Genomic DNA, 21071 nt, shown 5'->3' with positions numbered 1-21071 from the left:
GTTCCTAAAGAGTTCGGTGATCACCGGTGGGAGCTGGCTTGCCTGCGATAGCGGTGTGTCAGTTGGTGCATTTGGTGGCTGACGTACCGCAATCGCGGGCAAGCCCGGCTCCCACAGGGTTGTGGGGTGTTTGGAAGTCAGCCGCGTTTGGTCAGGCCCATCTTCACGCGGCCCTCGGCCGGGGTCATGACCCGTGCGCCCAGGCGGCTGAGAATTTCACTTGCCCGCTCCACCAACTGGCCGTTGGTGGCGAGCACGCCTTTGTCCAGCCACAGGTTGTCTTCCAGACCGACCCGCACGTTGCCGCCCAGCAGCACCGCTTGCGCCGCCATTGGCATTTGCATGCGACCGATGCCGAAGCCGGCCCACACGGCGTCGGCGGGCAGGTTGTCGACCATGGCTTTCATGGTGGTGGTGTCGGCCGGCGCGCCCCATGGGATGCCCAGGCACAGTTGGAACAGTGGGTCGTCCAGCAGGCCTTCCTTGATCATCTGCTTGGCGAACCACAGGTGACCGGTGTCGAAGATTTCCAGCTCGGCTTTCACGCCCAGTTCCTGGATGCGCTTGGCGCCGGCCCGCAGTTGTGCCGGGGTAGAAACGTAAATGGTGTCGCCGTCGCCAAAGTTCAGGGTGCCGCAGTCCAGCGTGCAGATTTCTGGCAGCAGCTCTTCGACGTGGGCCAGTCGAGTCAAGGGGCCGACCAGGTCAGTGTTGGGGCCGAACGCCATCGGGTTCTCGCCGCCGCCGATCTCCAGGTCGCCGCCCATGCCGGCGGTGAGGTTGACGATGATGTCGATGTCGGCCTCACGGATGCGCTCCATCACCTCGCGGTACAGGGCGACGTCGCGGCTGAACTTGCCGGTTTCAGGGTCACGCACATGGCAGTGCACAACCGTGGCGCCTGCCTTGGCGGCTTCCACCGCGGCGGCGGCGATTTGTTTGGGGGTGACCGGCACGTGTGGGCTTCGGCTGGTCGTGTCGCCAGCACCGGTGAGTGCGCAGGTGATGATGACGTCGTGGTTCATGAGGCGGTTCCTTACAGGCATAGTGGTGCCGTTCGCGGCCGAAAGTGGCCGCGAAACGGTGATTGAAATGGGCTTACTTGCTGGTCAATTTCAGGTTGGCCGCTGCCGGCTTGCCGTCGAAGGTGGTCACCCCTTCCAGCCAGCGCGCCTGGTCTTGCGGGTGATCCTTGAGCCACTGCTTGGCAGACTCGATGGCGTCCTTGTGATCCAGCAGTGGCTGCATCATCCGGCTCTCGTCGGCGGCGGTGAAGGTGAGATTGGTCAGCAGTTTGTGCACGTTGGGGCACTGCTCGGCGTAGTTCGGCGCGGTGACGCTCCACACGGTAGCCATGCCTTCGTTCGGGCCGAGGGCGTCGTCGCTGCCGGTGAGGTAGGTCATGGCGACGTTGACGTTCATCGGGTGCGGCGCCCAGCCGAAGAACACCACGGCTTCCTTGCGGCGGACCGCACGGTCGACGGCGGCGAGCATGCCGGCTTCACTGGACTCCACCAGTTGGAACTTGCCCAGGCCGAACTGGTTCTTGGCGATCATTGCCTTGATCTGGGTGTTGGCGCCTGAGCCTGGCTCGATGCCGTAAATCTTGCCGCCCAGTTCTTTCTCGAACTTGGCGATGTCGGCGAAGGTTTTCAGGCCCTTGTCTGCCAGATAAGTCGGCACGGCGAGGGTGGCGCGGGCGTCTTCCAGGCTGGGTTTGTCGAGGACCTTGACTTGCTTGGCGTCGACGAACGGTGTGATGGTCTGGGTCATCAGCGGGTTCCAGTAACCCAGGAACAAGTCCAGGCGCTGGTCGCGGATGCCGGCGAAGATGATTTGCTGGGAGGCGCTGGTCTGTTTGGTCTTGTAGCCGAGGCCGTCGAGCAACACTTGGGTCATGGCGCTGGTGGCGATTACGTCGGTCCAGTTCACCACGCCCATGCGCACGTTCTGGCAAGATGCCGCGTCGGCAGCCAGTACGTTCGTGCTCAAGATGGCGCTGGCGCTGAGTGCAAGCACACAGCGGCTGATCAGTCGGTTCATGGTGGATCCCTCGGCAGGTCGTTATTGTGGGGGCCGGCGTCTTTATGCGCCGTGAGGCTGATGTTGCGGGTTTAAGTTACGTAGCTTTGGAGGGGACAAAACGCACGGCGGCGACCAGCTCTTGCACTGCAGCGACCTGCCCCCTTGAATCCACCCGAGAACGGGAGTATCACAGTGCCACGCTGCCCGTCCGACGAGAGCGCCACCATGTCCCAGGATTTCTACTTTCTGCTGATGCCAGGCTTCTCGGCCATCGGCTTTATCTCCGCGCTGGAACCCCTGCGGGTGGCCAACCGCTTTCGCGGCGAGCTGTACCGTTGGCATGTGTTGAGTGCCGATGGCGGCGCGGTGCTGGCGAGCAATGGCATGTCAGTCAACGCCGATGCGGCGCTGGAACCGTTGAAGAAAGGTGCCACATTGCTGGTGGTGGCGGGTTTCGAACCGCTGCAGTTCGCGACCCCTGCGCTGGAACATTGGCTGCGCCGCCTCGACCACGAGGGCGTGACCCTCGGTGCCATCGACACTGGCGCCTGTGTGCTGGCTGAAGCGGGCCTGCTCGACGGTCATCGCCTGACCCTGCACTGGGAAGCCATCGACGCCTTCAAGGAAGCTTATCCACAGCTCACCGTGACCCAGGAACTGTTCGAGATCGACCGCCGCCGCATCACCTGCGCCGGGGGTACGGCCTCCATCGACCTGATGCTCGACCTGATCGCCCAGGCCCACGGCCCTGAGCTGGCGATCCAGGTCTCCGAGCAATTTGTGCTCGGCCGCATCCGCCCACGCAAAGACCACCAACGCATGCAGATCGCCACGCGTTATGGCATCAACAACAAAAAGCTGGTGCAAGTGATCGGCGAGATGGAGCAGCACACCGAGCCGCCCCTGAGCACATTGGCCCTGGCCGAGGCGATCAAAGTGACGCGCCGTCAGCTGGAGCGCCTGTTTCGCCTGCACCTGAACGACACGCCGAGTAACTTCTACCTCGGCCTGCGCCTGGAAAAAGCCCGGCAACTGCTGCGTCAGAGCGACATGAGCGTGCTGGAAGTGAGTATTGCGTGCGGGTTTGAATCGCCGTCGTATTTCACCCGCAGTTATCGGGCACGGTTTGCAAAATGCCCAAGGGAGGATCGGCGGCGGGAGGTGGTTTGACGGCTGATTATAGTTAATTGTATTCGCGACTATGATTTACAGTTCTTTTCATAATCTGGTGGGCCGACGCCCGGAAATGTTGCGCACCCTCCTTGGTGAGGTGGCATTGGAGCTCGGGGAAACGAGCAATCTGGGCCAACTGCTGCGCGCCGGCGTGTGGACCGAATTCGAAAGTGCCTGGAACGCCCTCACCATTCCCCAGCGTGCAGCGGCCTGAAGAACACAGAGATCAAATGTGGGAGCGGGCTTGCTCGCGAAGGCGGCGTGTCAGTCAGCACTTCTGATACCGACACACCGCCTTCGCGAGGCCCGCTCCCACCCTGATTGATGGTGTGGCTTACTTCTTGACCAGCGCCGAACACGCCGCTTTGTACGCCTCATGCTGATACTTGTTCAGCGTCGCCGGCAGATCAAAGTTGTGCTTCTTGTTCTGTGCATTGAGGGTCTGTGGCGACAACAGCGTCACCTCAACACCCTCCAGCAACTGAAACACCCCTTCAATCTTGAACGTGGTCGGGCCACCGGCGAATTCCCCTTTCTTGCTGCGCTTCTTGATCGCGATACGTTCGATGGCGTTTGCCTGCACAAACGCCCTCACCTGAGCGGCGAAGGCTTTGACGTTGGCCGCTTCATCGTCGTCTTCAAGGGCGATTTTTTTCGTGGCCAGAGCGACGTGGGTCAACACCTGGTTGTCCAGAGAGGCGACGGCGATGATGGCTTCGCTGCCTTTGATTTCGATGCCGCAAGTCTTCATGAATAGCCTTGGTTCGGAGAGAAAGTGACGAGGATTGTCGCTTATTCCTGGCCAATCGACTCCAAAAACTCCGACCGCTCATCACTCATCCGTGCCAAACAATCATTTTGCGCAATCGCGTACGCCTTGGTGCCGTTTACCGCTGGGAAGGTGTCCACCGCGCAATCAGCGTCGCGCAATTTTTCCCACTTCTGCTGGGCATCCTTCAGACGAGCGGTAATGTCCGCCAGCTTGGTCTTGTCGCTGCCATAGGTCGAAGCCATGCGTTCCAGCAGGCCCTGATAGTTATCCTTGAGCAGCTGTTCAGCGGTGGTTTTGTTGTAAGAGGCGCATTCCAGGGTTTGCTTGTCGTTTTCGATGCCGTCGCACGGCGTGCTGTCGGTGTCTTCGGCCGCGTGAACGCCGGTTGCGATGAGTGCCAAAGCCAGGAAAATCGATTTCATTGCGCCGTCTCATATCAGGTGATGCGGGAATTCTGGCTCAAGCGTAAGACAAAGAACAGTCGCCAGTCAGGCCTCTCACAACAGCCTTTGTCGCGGATTGACGCTTTCGGCAATTCCCCTGTCGTTTTTGCACCCGGCTCTGTCGGCCCCTGGGCATATGCTGGCCCCAAAGCGCCGGCAGACGATTCGGCGCATGAATCGCCAATAAGGGGACGCCTGATGAGCCCAGCCGAATTGCACGCCGACAGCATCGTTATCGACGGGCTGATTATTGCCAAGTGGAACCGCGACCTGTTCGAGGACATGCGCAAAGGGGGCCTCACCGCCGCCAACTGCACCGTGTCGGTGTGGGAAGGGTTTCAGGCCACTATCAATAACATCGTGGCCAGCCAGACCCTGATCCGTGAAAACAGCGACCTGGTGATCCCGGTGAAAACCACCGCTGACATCCGCAAGGCCAAGGAACAAGGCAAGACCGGCATCATTTTCGGCTTCCAGAACGCCCATGCCTTCGAAGACCAGCTGGGCTATGTCGAGATCTTCAAGCAGCTCGGCGTCGGTGTGGTGCAGATGTGCTACAACACCCAGAACCTGGTTGGCACCGGTTGCTACGAGCGCGATGGCGGCCTGTCGGGTTTCGGCCGTGAAATCGTTGCTGAGATGAACCGCGTCGGCATCATGTGCGACCTGTCCCACGTAGGTTCCAAGACCTCAGAAGAAGTCATCCTCGAATCGAAAAAGCCGGTGTGCTACTCCCACTGCCTGCCGTCCGGGCTTAAAGAGCACCCGCGCAACAAGTCCGATGAAGAACTCAAGTTCATCGCCGACCACGGCGGCTTTGTCGGTGTGACCATGTTCGCGCCGTTCCTGGCCAAGGGCATCGATTCGACCATCGACGACTACGCCGAAGCCATCGAGTACACCATGAACATCGTCGGCGAAGACGCCATCGGCATCGGCACTGACTTCACCCAAGGCCATGGCCAGGATTTCTTCGAAATGCTGACCCATGACAAAGGCTACGCCCGCCGTCTGACCAGCTTCGGCAAGATCATCAACCCGCTGGGCATCCGCACCGTGGGCGAGTTCCCCAACCTCACCGAGACCCTGCTCAAGCGCGGCCACCCCGAGCGCGTGGTACGCAAGATCATGGGCGAGAACTGGGTCAACGTCCTCAAGGACGTCTGGGGCGAATAACCCACCGCCAACGCCTCTTCTTCCCCCGGTTGTTCGCGCCGGGGGCATTAACAAGAATTTTTCTGGAGTTAAGTTTCCATGGCCAAGATCGCCCCGCAATTGCCTATCGAAGTCGACAGCGAAACCGGTGTCTGGACCTCCGACGCCTTGCCGATGCTGTACGTGCCACGCCATTTCTTCGTCAATAACCACATCGGCATCGAAGAAGTCCTGGGCGCCGACGCCTATGCCGAGATCCTCTACAAGGCCGGCTACAAATCCGCCTGGCACTGGTGCGAGAAAGAAGCTGAATGCCATGGCCTGGAAGGCGTCGCGGTGTTTGAGCACTACATGAAGCGCCTGTCGCAGCGCGGTTGGGGCCTGTTCAAGATTCAGGACATCGACCTCGATAAAGGCACCGCCAGCGTCAAGCTGGAACACTCGGCGTTCGTCTACGTGTACGGCAAGGTCGGGCGCAAAGTGGACTACATGTTCACCGGCTGGTTTGCCGGTGCCATGGACCAGATTCTGCAAGCACGCGGCAGCCAGATCCGCACTGTCGCCGAACAAGTCTACGGAGGCTCCGAAGAGGGCCACGATGACGGCCTGTTCACCGTCAAGCCGTTGTAAGCCGAGGACCGTGCCATGGCTTTCGAAGCAATGTTCCAGCCGATCCAGATCGGCAAACTGACCATCCGCAACCGCGTGCTCAGCACCGCCCACGCCGAGGTGTATGCGACCGACGGCGGGATGACCACCGACCGCTATGTGAAGTACTACGAAGAGAAAGCCAAGGGCGGTATCGGCCTGGCGATCTGCGGCGGTTCCTCGGTGGTCGCCATCGACAGCCCGCAGGAGTGGTGGAGTTCGGTCAACCTGTCCACCGACCGCATCATCCCGCACTTCCAGAACCTGGCCGACGCCATGCACAAGCATGGCGCCAAGATCATGATCCAGATTACCCACATGGGCCGTCGCTCGCGCTGGGACGGCTTTAACTGGCCGACGCTGATGTCGCCGTCGGGCGTGCGTGAGCCGGTGCACCGTGCCACCTGCAAGACCATCGAGCCGGAAGAAATCTGGCGTGTGATCGGCAACTACGCCCAGGCCGCGCGCCGCGCCAAGGCCGGTGGCCTGGACGGTGTGGAACTGTCTGCCGTGCACCAGCACATGATTGACCAGTTCTGGAGCCCGCGGGTCAACAAACGTACCGACGAGTGGGGCGGCACCTTTGAAGGCCGCATGAAGTTCGGCCTGGAAGTGCTGAAAGCCGTACGCGCCGAAGTTGGTGATGATTTCTGCGTGGGCATGCGCCTGTGCGGTGACGAGTTCCACCCGGACGGCCTGTCCCACGAGGACATGAAGCAGATCGCCAAGTATTACGACGACACCGGCATGCTCGATTTCATCGGCGTGGTGGGCTCGGGTTGCGATACGCACAACACCCTGGCCAACGTGATCCCCAACATGAGTTATCCACCGGAGCCGTTCCTGCACTTGGCCGCCGGTATCAAGGAAGTGGTCAAGGTCCCGGTGCTGCACGCGCAGAACATCAAGGACCCGAACCAGGCCACGCGCATTCTGGAAGGCGGTTATGTGGACATGGTCGGCATGACCCGTGCACACATTGCCGACCCGCACTTGATCGCCAAGATCAAGATGGGCCAGATCGACCAGATCAAGCAGTGCGTCGGTGCCAACTACTGCATCGACCGCCAGTACCAGGGCCTGGATGTGTTGTGCATCCAGAACGCCGCGACCTCTCGTGAATACATGGGCGTGCCGCACATCATCGAGAAGTCCACCGGGGCGAAACGCAAAGTCGTGGTGGTCGGTGCCGGCCCGGCCGGGATGGAGGCTGCACGCGTGGCCGCCGAGCGTGGCCATGACGTGACCTTGTTCGAGAAGAAAGAGTTTATTGGTGGGCAGATCACCACGGCGTCCAAGGCGCCGCAGCGTGACCAGATTGCCGGCATCACCCGTTGGTTCCAGTTGGAGCTGGCGCGTTTGAAAGTCGACCTGCGCCTGGGTGTCGCGGCCGATGCAGAGACCATCCTGGACCTGCGTCCGGACGTGGTGGTGCTGGCCGTCGGCGGGCATCCGTTTATCGAGCAGAACGAACACTGGGGCGCCGCCGAAGGTTTGGTGGTCAGCAGTTGGGATGTGCTCGATGGCAAGGTCGCGCCGGGCAAGAACGTGCTGGTCTACGACACCATCTGCGAGTTCACCGGCATGTCGGTGGCCGACTTCCTGGCCGACAAAGGCTGCCAGGTGGAAATCGTCACCGATGATATCAAGCCGGGCGTGGCCATCGGCGGTACGTCGTTCCCGACCTACTACCGCAGCATGTACCCCAAGGAAGTGATCATGACCGGCGACATGATGCTGGAGAAGGTCTACCGCGAGGGCGACAAGCTGGTGGCGGTGCTGGAGAACGAATACACCGGCGCCAAAGAGGAGCGGGTGGTGGATCAGGTGGTGGTGGAGAACGGCGTGCGTCCGGACGAAGCCATTTACTACGCGCTCAAGGAAGGCTCGCGCAACAAAGGCCAGATCGACGTTGAAGCCTTGTTCGCGATCAAGCCGCAGCCTTGCCTGAGCGAGGCGGGTGATGGGTACTTGCTGTTCCGCATTGGCGACTGCGTGGCGCAGCGCAACACCCATGCTGCGATCTATGACGCCCTGCGCTTGTGCAAGGATTTCTAGAAACCACCGAACCACTGTGTACTCGATCTAAATGTGGGAGCTGATCAATGTGGGAGCCGGGCTTGCCCGCGATGCAGGCGACTCGGTCTTGAGTGAAACCGAGGCGATGCCATCGCAGGCAAGCCAGCTCCCACAGTGATCCGGCTTCCATGCTGGACCCGCGTGGTCTTTGGGAGCTTCACCATGTTGAACACCCTTCTTCCGATTCTCTTGTTTGCCGCCCTGGGCCTTGCCGTCCTCGGTGCCCTGCGCCGAGTGAACATGTGGCGCCGTGGCCGCGCGTCCAAGGTCAACCTGCTGGGCGGCCTGTTGGCTATGCCAAAGCGCTACATGGTCGACCTGCACCACGTGGTCGCTCGCGACAAATACATCGCCAATACCCACGTCGCCACCGCGCTGGGTTTTGTGCTGTCGGCGTTGCTCGCCATTCTGGTCCATGGTTTCGGCCTGCAGAACCGCATCCTCGGCTATGCCTTGCTGCTGGCGTCGGTGCTGATGTTTGTCGGCGCCACCTTTGTTTACCTGCGTCGCCGTAATCCGCCTTCACGCCTTTCGAAGGGCCCCTGGATGCGCCTGCCGAAAAGCCTGATGGCGTTCTCGGTAAGCTTCTTCCTGGTAACGCTGCCGGTGGCCGGAATTCTGCCGGTGGACTTTGGCGGCTGGCTGCTGGCGGCGTTGCTCAGCGTCGGTGTGCTGTGGGGCGTGTCCGAAATGTTCTTCGGCATGACCTGGGGCGGCCCGATGAAACACGCCTTTGCCGGTGCGCTGCACCTGGCCTGGCACCGCCGTGCCGAGCGCTTCGGAGGTGGCCGCTCCACCGGTTTGAAGCCGCTGGACCTCAGTGATAAAAGCGCGCCCCTGGGCGTGGAAAAACCCAAGGACTTCACCTGGAACCAACTGCTCGGTTTCGACGCCTGCGTGCAGTGCGGTAAATGCGAAGCCGCCTGCCCAGCCTTCGCCGCCGGCCAGCCGCTGAACCCAAAAAAGCTGATTCAGGACATGGTGGTCGGCCTGGCGGGCGGCACCGATGCCAAGTTCGCCGGCAGCCCCTATCCTGGCAAACCCATCGGTGAGCACAGCGGCAACCCCCATCAGCCGATCGTCAACGGCCTGGTGGACGCCGAAACCCTGTGGTCATGCACCACCTGCCGCGCCTGCGTGGAAGAGTGCCCGATGATGATCGAGCACGTGGACGCCATCGTCGACATGCGCCGCCACCTCACCCTGGAAAAGGGCGCGACCCCGAACAAAGGCGCCGAAGTCCTGGAAAACCTGATCGCCACCGACAACCCCGGCGGCTTCGCACCGGGCGGTCGCCTGAACTGGGCGGCAGATTTGAACCTGCCGCTGCTCAGCGAAAAAGGCAGTTGCGACCTACTGTTCTGGGTCGGTGACGGTGCCTTCGACATGCGTAACCAACGTACCCTGCGCGCCTTCGTCAAAGTGCTGAAAGCGGCCCAGGTCGACTTCGCGGTACTCGGCCTGGAGGAGCGCGACAGCGGCGATGTTGCGCGGCGCCTGGGTGATGAAGCGACTTTCCAGTTGTTGGCCACACGCAACATCCAGACCCTGGCCAAGTACAGCTTCAAGCGCATCGTGACCTGCGACCCGCACAGCTTTCATGTACTGAAGAACGAGTACGGCGCCTTCAACGGTCATTATCGCGTACAGCACCACAGCACCTTCATGGCGCAACTGATCGATGAGGGCGCGTTGAACCTGGGCCAGCACAAGGGCAGCAGCGTGACCTATCACGACCCTTGCTATCTGGGCCGTTACAACGGTGAGTACGAAGCGCCGCGTCAGGTGCTGCGAGCCCTGGGCATCGAGGTCAAGGAGATGCAACGTTCGGGCTTCCGCTCACGCTGCTGCGGCGGCGGTGGCGGGGCGCCGATTACCGACATTCCCGGCAAGCAACGTATCCCCGACATGCGCATGGAAGACATCCGCGAAACCGGCGCCGAACTGGTGGCCGTGGGTTGCCCGCAATGCACCGCGATGCTCGAGGGTGTGGTTGAGCCGCGCCCGTTGATCAAAGATATCGCCGAGCTGGTGGCGGATGCATTGCTTGAAGAGGCGCCAGCCAACGTTCCATCCAAGCGCGAACCTGCGGAGGTGCATTGATGAGCGACATTATCCGCCGCGACCCACGGGCCGAATGGATCGCCCGTAACCGTCTTCATCCCCTGCATGCGGCGATGCAGCCCGTGCAACACAGCTGGATGGGGCCCAACGGCGTTGTCCGCAAGAACGTGCATGGCGTTGGTTTTATCGGCCCCAACGGGATCAAGCGTATCGACCGCAGCGGCGCCCAGCAGGGCGGCGCGGCGAAGCGTACGGCGGCGGTCGAGGTGCAGTTGCCGCTGCACCAGGTTCCGGCGCCGGCGTTCTACATCAACGTGGTGCCGGACATGGTCGGCGGCCGCCTGAGCAGTCACGACCGCGACTTGCTCGGCCTGGCGCGGCAGCTCGCCGGCAACGACGGCGCAGTGTTGGCAGTGGTGTTTGGCGAGCATAAAGAAACCACCTTTGCCACAGCGGGCGTTGATCGCCTGCTGGTGCTGGAGGGCCATGAGTTCGACGGTTATTCACCGGAGCAACGCGTCCAGGGCCTGCGCGCTGTGGATAACCAGCTCAACCCCCGCCATTGGCTGCTGCCGGACAGCCGCAGCGGTGGCGGCGAGCTGGGCCGGCGTTTTGCCGCCAGCCTCAAGCAGCGTCCGGCCACGCGGGTGTGGCAGATCAAAGGCGAGTCGTGTATCGGTCGCGCCGGTGCGGGCCAGGAAGATTTGGCCCGGCCGCTGCCACGCCTGATCCTTGCGGCCGCCGAGTGTGCCGATCCGGTCAGCGAGACACGTCATGAAGTACTGCCCGTGGAGTTATCCACAACCCTGGCGCGCAGCCTGCCACGGATCGAAGATCTAGGTGCCGTGGCGGTAGACCCGGCGGCGATTCCCATGGCCGAAGCGGAATTCATCTTCTCCGGCGGTAACGGCGTGAAGGACTGGGCCCTGTTCCACCAGACCGCTGCGGCTCTGGGCGCCACTGAAGGCGCGTCGCGGGTAGCGGTGGACGATGGCTATATGGCGCGTGATCGCCAGGTCGGCGCCAGCGGCACCTGGGTCACGGCACGGGTCTATGTGGCCGTGGGCATTTCCGGGGCGATCCAGCACCTGCAGGGCATCGGTGCCTGCGACAAGGTGGTGGCGATCAACCTCGACCCCGGTTGCGACATGATCAAGCGTGCCGACCTGTCGGTGATCGGCGAAAGCGCCGCGATTCTGCAAGCCTTGATCGTCGCGGTCGAGGCCCACCGCAACGGCGCCAAGCGCGACGCGGCTTGAGGATATGAGCATGAACACAAATGTTATCAGCTTGGTGTCCATCGGCGCCCACCCGACCTCCGGGCGACCACGCCGTGCCGAGCAAGACGCGCGCGCGGTGGAGCTCGGCCTGCAAATGGCTGGGGATAAGTTGCAGGTGCTACACGCGGGCGACATCAGCGAGCCGACCCTGCGCAGCTACCTGGGCATGGGGTTGCCGCAGTTGCATGTGCTGGAGCAGCCAGCGGGCAGTGATGCCTTGCCGGTGCTCAGTGAATACCTGCGTGACGCCGGTGCCCAGGTGGTGCTCGCCGGCAGCCAGGCGGAAACCGGTGAAGGCTCGGGCATGTTGCCGTTTTTGCTCGCCGAGCAATTGGGTTGGCCTTTGATTGTCGGGCTGGCGCAGGTCGAGTCCATCGACGGCGGTGTGGCCCATGTGCTGCAAGCTCTGCCACGTGGGCAACGACGACGCCTGAAGGTACGCCTACCGTTTCTGGCGACGGTGGATAACGCCGCGCCCAAGCCTCGGCAGAGTGCCTTCGGCCCGGCGCAGCGCGGTGAGCTGGCGGCCCACGAAGTCGAAATCGAACAAGACGAGTTATTCACAGACGCCGTGCTGCAGCCGGCCAAGCCACGCCCCAAGCGCCTCAAGGTAATCAAAGCCAAGAGCGGTGCTGACCGCATGAAAGCCGCCACGGCCAAGGCCAGTGGTGGCGGTGGTCAAGTGCTCAAGGGGCTCAGCCCGGAAGCGGGCGCCGAGGCCATTCTCAAGCTGTTGATCGAGGAAGGCGTCGTACGCTGATCGAATGTGGGAGCGGGCTTGCTCGCGAATGCGGTGTGCCAGTGCCTGTGTTGGCTGACACCTGCCTTCGCGAGCAAGCCCGCTCCCACCTTGGTTTTGCACTGTCCGTGGGATTACCCACAATCCCTGTTGACCCGTCTGTGGATAACCTGTTCGCGGTTGTCCACAGCCCGTTACAATCAAGCCCTCCAGCCCTTTGTACGAAAAACAACCAGGCTAACTGACGGTTTTTACTCGGTTTTTTTGCGCTGCCCGGGCATTTTTACGCACAGAGTTGCCCCCATACTCTGTTGGCGCTTCTGTGGATAACGTGTTCGCTATCGGCTGCAGCCCTTATTAATCAAGGCTTTCAATCGACTGATCAAAATATGATCAATTAGGGGTATTTACTCACCGGAATCTCTGGAAACCGCGATTTATGAAGCTTTGAAGGGGTTTTCCACAGCGTCGTGCAAGTTGCCCCCAAAGTCTGTTGGTGCTTCTGTGGATAAGGTGTTTGCGTACCTCTACACGTCACGTAATACAACGCTTTCAGGGGTTTGATCAATAAGTGATCAACCGCTGACAAAACCCCGGTACTCAAATAAGTCACGGATTTTCTTCATTTAATTTAGGGGGGAAGGCGCACTTGCCCACAATTGCTGTGGGTGGCTCTGTGGATAAGTTGTTGGGTAAAGGCTGGAGGGTACGTCAGGAGAGGGGTTCAGAGGTTTTGATTAAAATTTGAACACTACATAGGAGCCGGCTTGCCGGCTCCTACAGAGGGGAAGGTTACTCGTGAGCCGCAACGCCTTTGAGGTAAGGCGCCGGAGCGGCCCCCAGGTTGCTCAACATGCGCTCGCTGTACCAGTCCACGAAGTTCACCACGCCGAATTCATAGGTCTTGGAATACGGGCCTGGCTGGTAAGCGGTGGAGTTGATCCCGCGCTGGTTCTCTTCGGCCAGGCGACGGTCCTGGTCGTTGGTGGCGTCCCACACTTGGCGCATGCGGTCCACGTCGTAGTCCACGCCTTCCACGGCGTCCTTGTGCACCAGCCACTTGGTGGTGACCATGGTTTCCTGAGCGCTGATCGGCCACACGGTGAACACGATGATGTGATCGCCCATGCAGTGGTTCCAGGAGTGGGGCAGGTGCAGGATGCGCATCGAGCCCAGGTCCGGGTTCTTGATGCGGCCCATGAGTTTGGCGCAGCCCTGCTTGCCGTCCAGAGTCATCGACACGGTGCCCTTGAGCAGCGGCATGCGCACGATGCGGTTACGCAGGCCGAAGCTGGCGTGGGCGTAAGGGATCTTCTCGGCATCCCAGGCGGCGGCGGAGGCGGCCACGTGGTCCTTGAACGCCTGGTCGGCGCGCGGGTCGGTGACGTCGTCCCATTCCAGCAGGGTTTTCAGCAGTTCCGGGTGCGACGCGTTGCAGTGATAGCACTCGCGGTTGTTTTCCAGCACCAGCTTCCAGTTGGCTTTCTCCATCAAGGTGGTGGTAATCGCCACCTTGGTGTTCTCCATGTCGTAGGGTTCCATGTAGTGGTTCAGCGTCGACAGGAAGTCATCAATGGCTGGCGGGTTCTCCGACAGGCTGATGAAGATGTAGCCACCGGCGGTCTTCACGTTGACCGGCTTGAGGCCGTACTGCTTCATGTCGAAGTCGGCGCCCATCTCGGTGCCGGCGAACAGCAGGCGGCCATCCAGTTCGTAGGTCCACTGGTGGTAGTGGCAGACCAGTTTGGCGACCTTGCCCTTGTCGCTGGTGCACAAGCGCGAACCACGGTGACGGCACACGTTGTGGAAGGCATGCACCACGCCTTCGGCGCCACGGATCACGATGATCGGGTTCTTGCCCACTTGCAGGGTCAGGTAGTTGCCCTTGGCCGGGATCTCGCAGGTCATGCCGGCGATCAACCACTCTTTCTGGAAGATCTCCTGCATGTCGATATCAAACAACCGCTCATCAGAGTAAAACGGCTGCGGCAGCGAGAAAGTGCGCTCGCGCTCTTGCAGCATTTGCGCGGTGGCCTTGCGTGCGGGTTCCAGCGGATCGCCCAAGCTTAAGGTTGCGGTGACGTCCATCGTGTGTGTCCTCATGGCCATTCTGTGTGGCCGGCGAATAGTGGCTACGGTTGGTGCTTTGCAAGGCGTAAAGAAAGCGTCGTTGTTGGGAGCGAGTGTGGGGCCGGCGATGTGGCGAACCTTATCCATGGGCGACATGGCCCAATCTGTTCCCGACGCGCAACCCTAGGTCGTTGGGGGCTGGTCGCGATAAGTATGTGAATGTCGCAGATAGGTAAATGGGTGGTTCTGACGTTACGCAGAATCGCCACCATAAGGCCGATGTCGGCGGTGGAGAACAACATGTCCAATAATTTCCTGAATCCGGTAACCACCCAGACCTGGGCCAATGGTCGACACATTGTCCGTTGCGTCAAAGTCATCCAGGAAACCTGGGACGTGCGCACCTTCTGTTTCATGGCCGACCAGCCGATCCTGTTCTTTTTCAAGCCAGGGCAATTCGTCACCCTGGAGCTGGAAATCGACGGCCAGCCGATCATGCGCTCCTACACCATTTCCAGCTCGCCCTCGGTGCCTTACAGCTTCTCGGTGACCATCAAGCGCGTGCCGGGCGGCAAGGTTTCCAACTGGTTGCACGATACCCTTCATGAAGGGCAAGAGTTGGCGGTGCACGGGCCGGTGGGCTTGTTCAACGCCATCGACTTCCCGAGTCCGAAAGTGCTGTACCTCAGCGGCGGCGTGGGCATCACGCCGGTGATGTCGATGGCGCGCTGGTTCTACGACACCAACGCCAACGTCGACATGACGTTTATCCACAGCGCCCGTTCGCCCAAGGACATCATCTACCACCGCGAGCTGGAGCATATGGCGTCGCGGATCGACAACTTCAGCCTGCACCTGATCTGCGAAAAACATGGTTTGGGTGAGCCTTGGGCGGGTTATCGCGGTTACCTGAACCACAAGATGCTGGAACTGATGGTGCCGGACTTCCTGGAGCGCGAAGTGTTCTGCTGCGGCCCTACGCCTTACATGAACGCGGTAAAGCGCCTGCTGGAAGTGGCAGGGTTCGACATGACGCGGTACCACGAGGAATCGTTTGGCGCCACACCGCCGGAAGCCCGTGCGGACGCGGTGGAGCAAGCCGAACAAGCCGCCGACGCGCCGGAAATCGACCTGGCGGATCTGCACCAGGTGGAGTTCATTGCGTCGGGCAAAAGCATTCGCGTCGCCCCCGGCGAAACCGTGCATGCCGCAGCCGCCAAGCTTGGCCTGTTGATCCCCAAAGCCTGCGGCATGGGCATCTGCGGCACCTGCAAGGTGATGAAGCTGGGCGGCGAGGTGGAGATGGAGCACAACGGTGGCATCACCGAAGAAGACGAAGCCGAAGGTTATATCCTGTCGTGCTGCAGTGTGCCGAAGGGTGATGTGCGCATCGAGTTCTGACCCTCAGTAGAGTGCTGGCCGCCGACCCGGTTGACGCCGCGCGCTCCGCCGTGGCGGTCGCAGGCCGCGATGAACATGCAGTTGACCGCCGTCCAGGGCACCGGGAAATAGAGCATCAAGAGCCGAAGGCCTTGTGAGCGAAATCACATCAGTGCCGCGTCGCAGGTCATGAGTCTGCGGCGCGAGCCTTAGTGGTTAGCGGACGAAAAGGTTGATGGTGTACGCGCCGGATGCTGTCATTTCGAACTCTTTGCCGGTGACCGTAAAGAGCCTGGAAGGCTCGACGATGGTGTCGCCGACATTCGCCAGCTTCCTCAGGTCGTCGAGGCTGACGAGTGTGGCGCTGGTGGCGTCTCGGCGTTGCGAGTCAATCGTGTAGCGTTGAATTTCCATGATGTTGCCCTCTATAGGATTTCCCTTTCCAGCCGAATATTCGGCAGGCAGTCAGCCCCGAAAAAACGCGTCCGTTTGTTCGGGGTGACGAAATCCTAACCAAGGCAGGGGGTAGATAGATACTGTCAGAAATACCTACAAACAGTCTCTGAAAACGCCCTGAAGGGCCCGTCGTTTCAGGCTTCCATTACTTTCCGAATATCCGCCGCCAATTCTCTTACACGTTCTTCCTCGGTATCCCACGCACACATGAAGCGTGCGCCGCCTTTGCCGATGAACGTGTAGAAGCGCCAGCCCTTGGCGGTCAACGCCGCAATCGCCGGTTCCGAGAGCTGCAGGAACACGCCATTGGCTTGCACCGGGAACATCAGTTCCACGCCGGGAATGTCGGCCACCAGGCTGCTTAGCAGTTGTGCACAGTGGTTAGCGTGGCGTGCATGCTTGAGCCAGGCATCGTTTTCCAGCAGGCCCACCCACGGGGCGGAGAGGAAGCGCATTTTCGACGCCAACTGGCCGGCCTGTTTGCAGCGGTAGTCGAAGTCTTCGGCCAGCTTATGGTTGAAGAACAGGATCGCTTCGCCCACGGCCATGCCGTTTTTGGTGCCGCCAAAGCACAGCACGTCCACGCCGGCCTTCCAGGTCAGGTCCGCCGGTGAGCAGCCAAGGAATGCGCAGGCGTTGGAGAAGCGTGCGCCGTCCATGTGCAGGTTCAGGCCCAACTCTTTGCAGGTGGCGCTGATGGCGCGGATTTCATCCGGGGTATACACGCTGCCGACTTCGGTGGCCTGTGTCAGGGTGACCACGCGCGGCTTGGGGTAGTGAATATCCTGGCGCTTGAGGGCGATCTCGCGGATCGATTCCGGGGTCAGCTTGCCGTTTTCGGTGCGCGCGGTGAGCAGCTTGGAACCGTTGGAGAAAAACTCCGGTGCGCCGCATTCGTCGGTTTCGACGTGGGCGGTTTCCGAGCAAATCACGCTATGGTAACTCTGGCACAACGAGGACAGCGCCAGGGAGTTGGCGGCGGTGCCGTTGAAGGCGAAGAACACTTCGCAGTCGGTTTCGAACAGGTTGCGGAAACCGTCGGCGGCACGGTGGGTCCATTCATCATCGCCGTAGGCGCGCTGATGGCCCTGGTTGGCTTGTTCCATGGCGGCCCAGGCTTCCGGGCAAATGCCCGAATAGTTGTCACTGGCGAATTGTTGGCTCTTGTCGGTCATGGCCCATTCCTGTGGTCGATGTTGGTGCGCACTGTAACCAAGATTGTCGCGGGTGCGCACGCACTGTAAATGCAAAGTCACTGGGGAATTATGCACGGTACTGGAACCCTGCCTGTCGGACATGTCCGTGATGGCGCTTTGGATCTGCTCAAGTGGCTGGCGCTGTTGAGCATGGTGCTCGACCACCTGCGCTATGTCGGGCTGAGCCTGGACGGCCTGTATGTGCCGGGACGCTTGGCGTTCCCGTGGTTTTGCCTGGCGATTGCGGCGAATCTGCATCGGGTCAGGCACGCACCCGTGACACGCCAATGGCGCTACCTGGGCTGGCTGTTGGTGTTCAGCCTGATCAGCGAAGTGCCCTATCGGCTGTTTATCGAGGATGCCGATACGTTGAACGTCTTGCCGACCTTGGCACTGGGCCTGCTGGTTGCCCGAGGATGGCAGCAGAAGGCGCTTTTTGATCGCGTATTGGCGCTGATTGCCGTCACGATCGCCGCCGTGTTTTCCACGCAGCTGATGTTCGGTTTGTTTGGTGTATTACTGCCGCTGGCGATGCTGCTGGTGTTCCGTCGTCCCTGGTATTTCAGCGTGTTGCCGGGGTTGGTGTGTGTGGCCGCCAATCAATGGCAGATTCTGCTTAATAGCGGCACGCCTGTCGCGTTGTCGGGATTGGCCGCATGCCTGATCGCGCCGTTGGCGGGATTAGTCCTGTTGCGACATGCCAAAGATGTCACGCCGCCGGCCATGCGCCGTTGGGCTTACGCCCTCTACCCCCTGCATTTCCTTCTGCTGCTGCTCGTTCGCAAGATCATCGCTTAACCCTTGTGGGAGCTGGCTTGCCTGCGATGGCATCACCTCGGTTCTGCTTATAGACCGAGGTGTCTGCATCGCAGGCAAGCCAGCTCCCACACAAGCCCATTCCCACATTTGTTTCGGTGTTGTTCACGCCATGTCGTAAACGCACCTTTGCGTGGCGTCCGTAGGCATTTGATCTAGAGGCGTCAGCCCTACCATCGCATCAAAGGGCCCCTGAACGGGCCTCAACAATACGAAAGGCTGGGAGAGACGCGATGTTCAGCAAACAAGACCAGATCCGGGGATATGACGACGCACTGCTGGCGGCCATGAATGCCGAGGAGCAGCGTCAAGAAGATCATATCGAGCTGATCGCGTCAGAGAACTACACCAGCAAACGCGTGATGGAAGCCCAAGGCAGCGGCCTCACCAACAAATACGCGGAAGGTTATCCGGGCAAGCGCTACTACGGTGGCTGCGAGCACGTGGACAAAGTTGAAGCCCTGGCCATTGAACGCGCCAAGCAACTGTTCGGCGCCGATTACGCCAACGTGCAGCCGCACTCTGGTTCGTCCGCCAACAGCGCGGTGTACCTGGCCCTGCTGCAAGCCGGCGACACCATCCTCGGCATGAGTCTGGCGCACGGCGGTCACCTGACCCACGGCGCCAAAGTGTCGTCTTCGGGCAAGCTGTACAACGCCGTGCAATACGGCATCAACACCGACACCGGCCTGATCGACTACGACGAAGTCGAGCGCCTGGCCGTCGAGCATAAGCCGAAAATGGTGGTGGCCGGTTTCTCTGCCTACTCCAAGACGCTGGATTTCCCACGTTTCCGTCAGATTGCCGACAAGGTGGGCGCACTGCTGTTCGTTGACATGGCCCACGTCGCTGGCCTGGTTGCCGCCGGCCTGTACCCGAACCCGCTGCCGTATGCGGATGTGGTCACCACCACCACCCACAAGACCCTGCGCGGTCCACGGGGCGGTCTGATCCTGGCCAAGTCCAACGAAGAAATCGAAAAGAAACTCAACGCCGCGGTATTCCCCGGCGCCCAGGGCGGCCCGCTGATGCACGTCATCGCCGGCAAGGCCGTGTGCTTCAAGGAAGCGCTGGAGCCAGGCTTCAAGGCCTATCAGCAGCAAGTGATCGATAACGCCCAGGCCATGGCCGATGTGTTTATCAAGCGCGGCTACGATGTGGTATCCGGCGGCACCGACAACCACCTGTTCCTGGTCAGCCTGATTCGCCAGGGCCTCACCGGCAAAGAGGCGGACGCCGCCCTGGGCCGCGCCCACATCACCGTCAACAAGAACGCCGTGCCGAATGACCCGCAGTCGCCGTTCGTGACCTCGGGCCTGCGTATCGGCACCCCGGCGGTGACCACGCGTGGTTTCAAAGTGCCGCAGTGCATCGAACTGGCCGGCTGGATCTGCGACATCCTCGACAACCTCGGCGACGCCGATGTCGAGGCCAACGTGGCCAAGCACGTGTCTGCCCTGTGCGCTGATTTCCCGGTTTATCGCTGAGCGCGGTTTTGGAGTAATGACTATGCAACGCTACTCGGGCTTCGGCCTCTTCAAGCACTCACTCAGCCACCACGAAAACTGGCAGAAGATGTGGCGCACGCCGACCCCTAAGAAGGTCTACGACGTGGTCATCGTCGGCGGCGGCGGGCATGGTCTGGCGACCGCCTACTACCTGGCCAAGGAGCACGGCATCACCAACGTGGCCGTGGTCGAGAAAGGCTGGCTGGGCGGCGGTAACACCGCGCGCAACACCACCATCGTGCGTTCCAACTACCTGTGGGACGAGTCGGCCCACCTGTACGAACACGCGATGAAACTGTGGGAAGGCCTGTCTCAGGACCTGAACTACAACGTGATGTTCTCCCAGCGCGGCGTCTACAACCTGTGCCACACCCTGCAGGACATCCGTGATTCCGAGCGCCGCGTCAGCGCCAACCGCCTCAACGGTGTGGACGGCGAACTGCTCAACGCCAAGCAAGTGGCCGACGAGATTCCGTACCTCGACTGCTCCAAGAACACCCGCTACCCGGTCCTCGGCGCCACTGTGCAACGTCGTGGCGGCGTGGCCCGTCACGATGCCGTGGCCTGGGGCTTTGCGCGTGCCGCCGACGCACTCGGCGTGGACCTGATCCAGCAGACCGAAGTGATCGGTTTCCGCAAGGAAAACGGCGTGTGCATCGGTGTGGAAACCAACAAGGGCTTTATCGGCGCCAAGCGCGTCGGTGTGGTCACTGCCGGTAACTCCGGGCACATGGCTTCGCTCGCCGGGTTCCGCCTGCCGATCGAATCCCACCCGCTGCAAGCCCTGGTGTCGGAGCCGATCAAGCCGATTATCGACAGCGTGATCATGTCCAACGCCGTGCACGGCTACATCAGCCAGTCCGACAAAGGCGACCTGGTGATCGGTGCCGGTATCGACGGCTACAACGGCTACGGCCAGCGTGGTTCGTACCCGGTGATCGAGCACACCATCCAGGCCATCGTCGAGATGTTCCCCGTGCTGTCGCGCGTGCGCATGAACCGTCAGTGGGGCGGCATCGTCGACACCACGCCCGACGCTTGCCCGATCATCTCCAAGACGCCGGTGCCGAACATGTTCTTCAACTGCGGTTGGGGCACCGGTGGCTTCAAGGCCACACCGGGCTCAGGCAACGTGTTTGCCGCCAGCCTCGCCAAGGGTGAAATGCACCCGCTGGCCGCGCCTTTTTCCATCGACCGTTTCCACAACGGTGCGTTGATCGACGAACACGGCGCTGCGGCCGTCGCCCACTAACAGGAGAAATTCCCT

19 protein-coding genes are annotated in these 21071 nt (G+C 61.1%); 12 read left to right on the top strand and 7 right to left on the bottom strand.

All coding sequences use genetic code 11. The features are described 5' to 3' along the window. Positions 1-137: 137 nt before the first annotated feature. Together AB4N92_RS09915 and AB4N92_RS09910 are read right to left on the bottom strand one after the other, a co-directional pair. On the bottom strand, positions 138-1025 hold the full coding sequence (locus tag AB4N92_RS09915; RefSeq protein WP_010207113.1) for a beta-keto acid cleavage family enzyme: 888 nt from the start codon (positions 1023-1025) through the stop codon (positions 138-140). 73 nt (positions 1026-1098) lie between these two features. Continuing rightward, positions 1099-2043: a choline ABC transporter substrate-binding protein gene (locus AB4N92_RS09910; RefSeq protein ID WP_010207112.1), complete on the bottom strand. Its 945-nt coding sequence runs from the start codon at positions 2041-2043 to the stop codon at positions 1099-1101. Positions 2044-2250: 207 nt separating this feature from the next. Between AB4N92_RS09910 and AB4N92_RS09905 the strand changes: the two genes are divergently transcribed. Further along, a complete protein-coding gene (locus AB4N92_RS09905) occupies positions 2251-3195 on the top strand; it encodes a GlxA family transcriptional regulator (RefSeq protein ID WP_010207111.1) in 945 nt (314 codons plus the stop codon). A gap of 76 nt (positions 3196-3271) precedes the next feature. After that, positions 3272-3412, top strand: coding sequence for a hypothetical protein (locus AB4N92_RS09900; protein WP_236266834.1), 141 nt, complete (start codon positions 3272-3274; stop codon positions 3410-3412). A gap of 120 nt (positions 3413-3532) precedes the next feature. On the opposite strand, the gene AB4N92_RS09895 is transcribed toward AB4N92_RS09900, so the two are convergent. Both AB4N92_RS09895 and AB4N92_RS09890 read right to left on the bottom strand, forming a co-directional pair. Then, on the bottom strand, positions 3533-3949 hold the full coding sequence (locus tag AB4N92_RS09895) for a DUF3010 family protein (protein ID WP_010207109.1): 417 nt from the start codon (positions 3947-3949) through the stop codon (positions 3533-3535). Positions 3950-3990: 41 nt separating this feature from the next. Then, on the bottom strand, positions 3991-4392 hold the full coding sequence (locus tag AB4N92_RS09890; RefSeq protein WP_016977792.1) for a lysozyme inhibitor LprI family protein: 402 nt from the start codon (positions 4390-4392) through the stop codon (positions 3991-3993). Between the two features lie 219 nt (positions 4393-4611). Between AB4N92_RS09890 and AB4N92_RS09885 the strand changes: the two genes are divergently transcribed. The 6 genes from AB4N92_RS09885 to etfB all read left to right on the top strand — a co-directional run bounded on the left by AB4N92_RS09885 (position 4612) and on the right by etfB (position 12399). Continuing rightward, positions 4612-5589, top strand: a complete 978-nt coding sequence (locus AB4N92_RS09885; protein ID WP_010207105.1) for a dipeptidase — start codon at positions 4612-4614, stop codon at positions 5587-5589. Between the two features lie 78 nt (positions 5590-5667). Then, positions 5668-6198 carry a DUF5943 domain-containing protein gene (locus tag AB4N92_RS09880; RefSeq protein WP_016977793.1) on the top strand — a complete coding sequence of 177 codons (531 nt, stop codon included), beginning with the start codon at positions 5668-5670 and terminating at the stop codon, positions 6196-6198. 15 nt (positions 6199-6213) lie between these two features. Beyond that, positions 6214-8274, top strand: coding sequence for a dimethylglycine demethylation protein DgcA (gene dgcA, locus AB4N92_RS09875; protein WP_010207100.1), 2061 nt, complete (start codon positions 6214-6216; stop codon positions 8272-8274). A 183-nt stretch (positions 8275-8457) separates the two neighbouring features. Further along, a complete protein-coding gene (gene dgcB, locus AB4N92_RS09870; RefSeq protein WP_042571446.1) occupies positions 8458-10398 on the top strand; it encodes a dimethylglycine demethylation protein DgcB in 1941 nt (646 codons plus the stop codon). Continuing rightward, positions 10398-11618 carry an electron transfer flavoprotein subunit alpha gene (etfA, locus tag AB4N92_RS09865; protein ID WP_044287995.1) on the top strand — a complete coding sequence of 407 codons (1221 nt, stop codon included), beginning with the start codon at positions 10398-10400 and terminating at the stop codon, positions 11616-11618. The genes dgcB and etfA overlap by 1 nt, the downstream gene beginning before the upstream one ends. A 10-nt stretch (positions 11619-11628) precedes the next feature. Continuing rightward, entirely contained in the window at positions 11629-12399 is a 771-nt protein-coding gene (gene etfB / locus AB4N92_RS09860; RefSeq protein WP_010207097.1) for an electron transfer flavoprotein subunit beta, read from the top strand. Positions 12400-13170: 771 nt separating this feature from the next. Here the strand turns inward: etfB and gbcA are convergent. Next, positions 13171-14466, bottom strand: coding sequence for a glycine-betaine demethylase subunit GbcA (gene gbcA / locus AB4N92_RS09855; RefSeq protein ID WP_010207096.1), 1296 nt, complete (start codon positions 14464-14466; stop codon positions 13171-13173). 282 nt (positions 14467-14748) lie between these two features. Between gbcA and gbcB the strand changes: the two genes are divergently transcribed. Next, positions 14749-15849, top strand: coding sequence for a glycine-betaine demethylase subunit GbcB (gene gbcB / locus AB4N92_RS09850; protein ID WP_010207095.1), 1101 nt, complete (start codon positions 14749-14751; stop codon positions 15847-15849). A gap of 195 nt (positions 15850-16044) precedes the next feature. Here gbcB and AB4N92_RS09845 read toward each other — a convergent pair whose 3' ends face one another. Both AB4N92_RS09845 and AB4N92_RS09840 read right to left on the bottom strand, forming a co-directional pair. Further along, positions 16045-16242, bottom strand: coding sequence for a hypothetical protein (locus tag AB4N92_RS09845; RefSeq protein ID WP_010207094.1), 198 nt, complete (start codon positions 16240-16242; stop codon positions 16045-16047). 176 nt (positions 16243-16418) lie between these two features. Next, the gene (locus tag AB4N92_RS09840) at positions 16419-17459 is read right to left on the bottom strand and encodes a threonine aldolase family protein (protein WP_010207092.1); all 1041 of its coding nucleotides are present in this window, start codon (positions 17457-17459) and stop codon (positions 16419-16421) included. 90 nt (positions 17460-17549) lie between these two features. Between AB4N92_RS09840 and AB4N92_RS09835 the strand changes: the two genes are divergently transcribed. The 3 genes from AB4N92_RS09835 (at position 17550) to AB4N92_RS09825 (ending at position 21056) form a co-directional block, all read left to right on the top strand. Beyond that, complete coding sequence (locus tag AB4N92_RS09835; RefSeq protein WP_236266814.1) at positions 17550-18278, top strand: TraX family protein; 729 nt, start codon at positions 17550-17552, stop codon at positions 18276-18278. Positions 18279-18529: 251 nt separating this feature from the next. Then, complete coding sequence (glyA, locus tag AB4N92_RS09830) at positions 18530-19783, top strand: serine hydroxymethyltransferase (RefSeq protein ID WP_236266815.1); 1254 nt, start codon at positions 18530-18532, stop codon at positions 19781-19783. Between the two features lie 22 nt (positions 19784-19805). After that, positions 19806-21056 (top strand): sarcosine oxidase subunit beta, encoded by a 1251-nt coding sequence (locus AB4N92_RS09825; protein ID WP_010207084.1) that lies wholly within the window; start codon positions 19806-19808, stop codon positions 21054-21056. Positions 21057-21071 lie beyond the last annotated feature (15 nt).

It is taken from the genome of Pseudomonas sp. S3_A09 (assembly GCF_054668065.1).
This window is presented reverse-complemented; position numbering and strand designations above follow the sequence as displayed.

Coding starts and splice junctions, on each gene's coding strand:
- AB4N92_RS09915 (WP_010207113.1), bottom strand. CDS start 1,025: ATGAACCACGACGTCATCATCACCTGCGCACTCACCGGTGCTGGCGAC.
- AB4N92_RS09910 (WP_010207112.1), bottom strand. CDS start 2,043: ATGAACCGACTGATCAGCCGCTGTGTGCTTGCACTCAGCGCCAGCGCC.
- AB4N92_RS09905 (WP_010207111.1), top strand. CDS start 2,251: ATGTCCCAGGATTTCTACTTTCTGCTGATGCCAGGCTTCTCGGCCATC.
- AB4N92_RS09900 (WP_236266834.1), top strand. CDS start 3,272: ATGTTGCGCACCCTCCTTGGTGAGGTGGCATTGGAGCTCGGGGAAACG.
- AB4N92_RS09895 (WP_010207109.1), bottom strand. CDS start 3,949: ATGAAGACTTGCGGCATCGAAATCAAAGGCAGCGAAGCCATCATCGCC.
- AB4N92_RS09890 (WP_016977792.1), bottom strand. CDS start 4,392: ATGAAATCGATTTTCCTGGCTTTGGCACTCATCGCAACCGGCGTTCAC.
- AB4N92_RS09885 (WP_010207105.1), top strand. CDS start 4,612: ATGAGCCCAGCCGAATTGCACGCCGACAGCATCGTTATCGACGGGCTG.
- AB4N92_RS09880 (WP_016977793.1), top strand. CDS start 5,668: ATGGCCAAGATCGCCCCGCAATTGCCTATCGAAGTCGACAGCGAAACC.
- dgcA (WP_010207100.1), top strand. CDS start 6,214: ATGGCTTTCGAAGCAATGTTCCAGCCGATCCAGATCGGCAAACTGACC.
- dgcB (WP_042571446.1), top strand. CDS start 8,458: ATGTTGAACACCCTTCTTCCGATTCTCTTGTTTGCCGCCCTGGGCCTT.
- etfA (WP_044287995.1), top strand. CDS start 10,398: ATGAGCGACATTATCCGCCGCGACCCACGGGCCGAATGGATCGCCCGT.
- etfB (WP_010207097.1), top strand. CDS start 11,629: ATGAACACAAATGTTATCAGCTTGGTGTCCATCGGCGCCCACCCGACC.
- gbcA (WP_010207096.1), bottom strand. CDS start 14,466: ATGGACGTCACCGCAACCTTAAGCTTGGGCGATCCGCTGGAACCCGCA.
- gbcB (WP_010207095.1), top strand. CDS start 14,749: ATGTCCAATAATTTCCTGAATCCGGTAACCACCCAGACCTGGGCCAAT.
- AB4N92_RS09845 (WP_010207094.1), bottom strand. CDS start 16,242: ATGGAAATTCAACGCTACACGATTGACTCGCAACGCCGAGACGCCACC.
- AB4N92_RS09840 (WP_010207092.1), bottom strand. CDS start 17,459: ATGACCGACAAGAGCCAACAATTCGCCAGTGACAACTATTCGGGCATT.
- AB4N92_RS09835 (WP_236266814.1), top strand. CDS start 17,550: ATGCACGGTACTGGAACCCTGCCTGTCGGACATGTCCGTGATGGCGCT.
- glyA (WP_236266815.1), top strand. CDS start 18,530: ATGTTCAGCAAACAAGACCAGATCCGGGGATATGACGACGCACTGCTG.
- AB4N92_RS09825 (WP_010207084.1), top strand. CDS start 19,806: ATGCAACGCTACTCGGGCTTCGGCCTCTTCAAGCACTCACTCAGCCAC.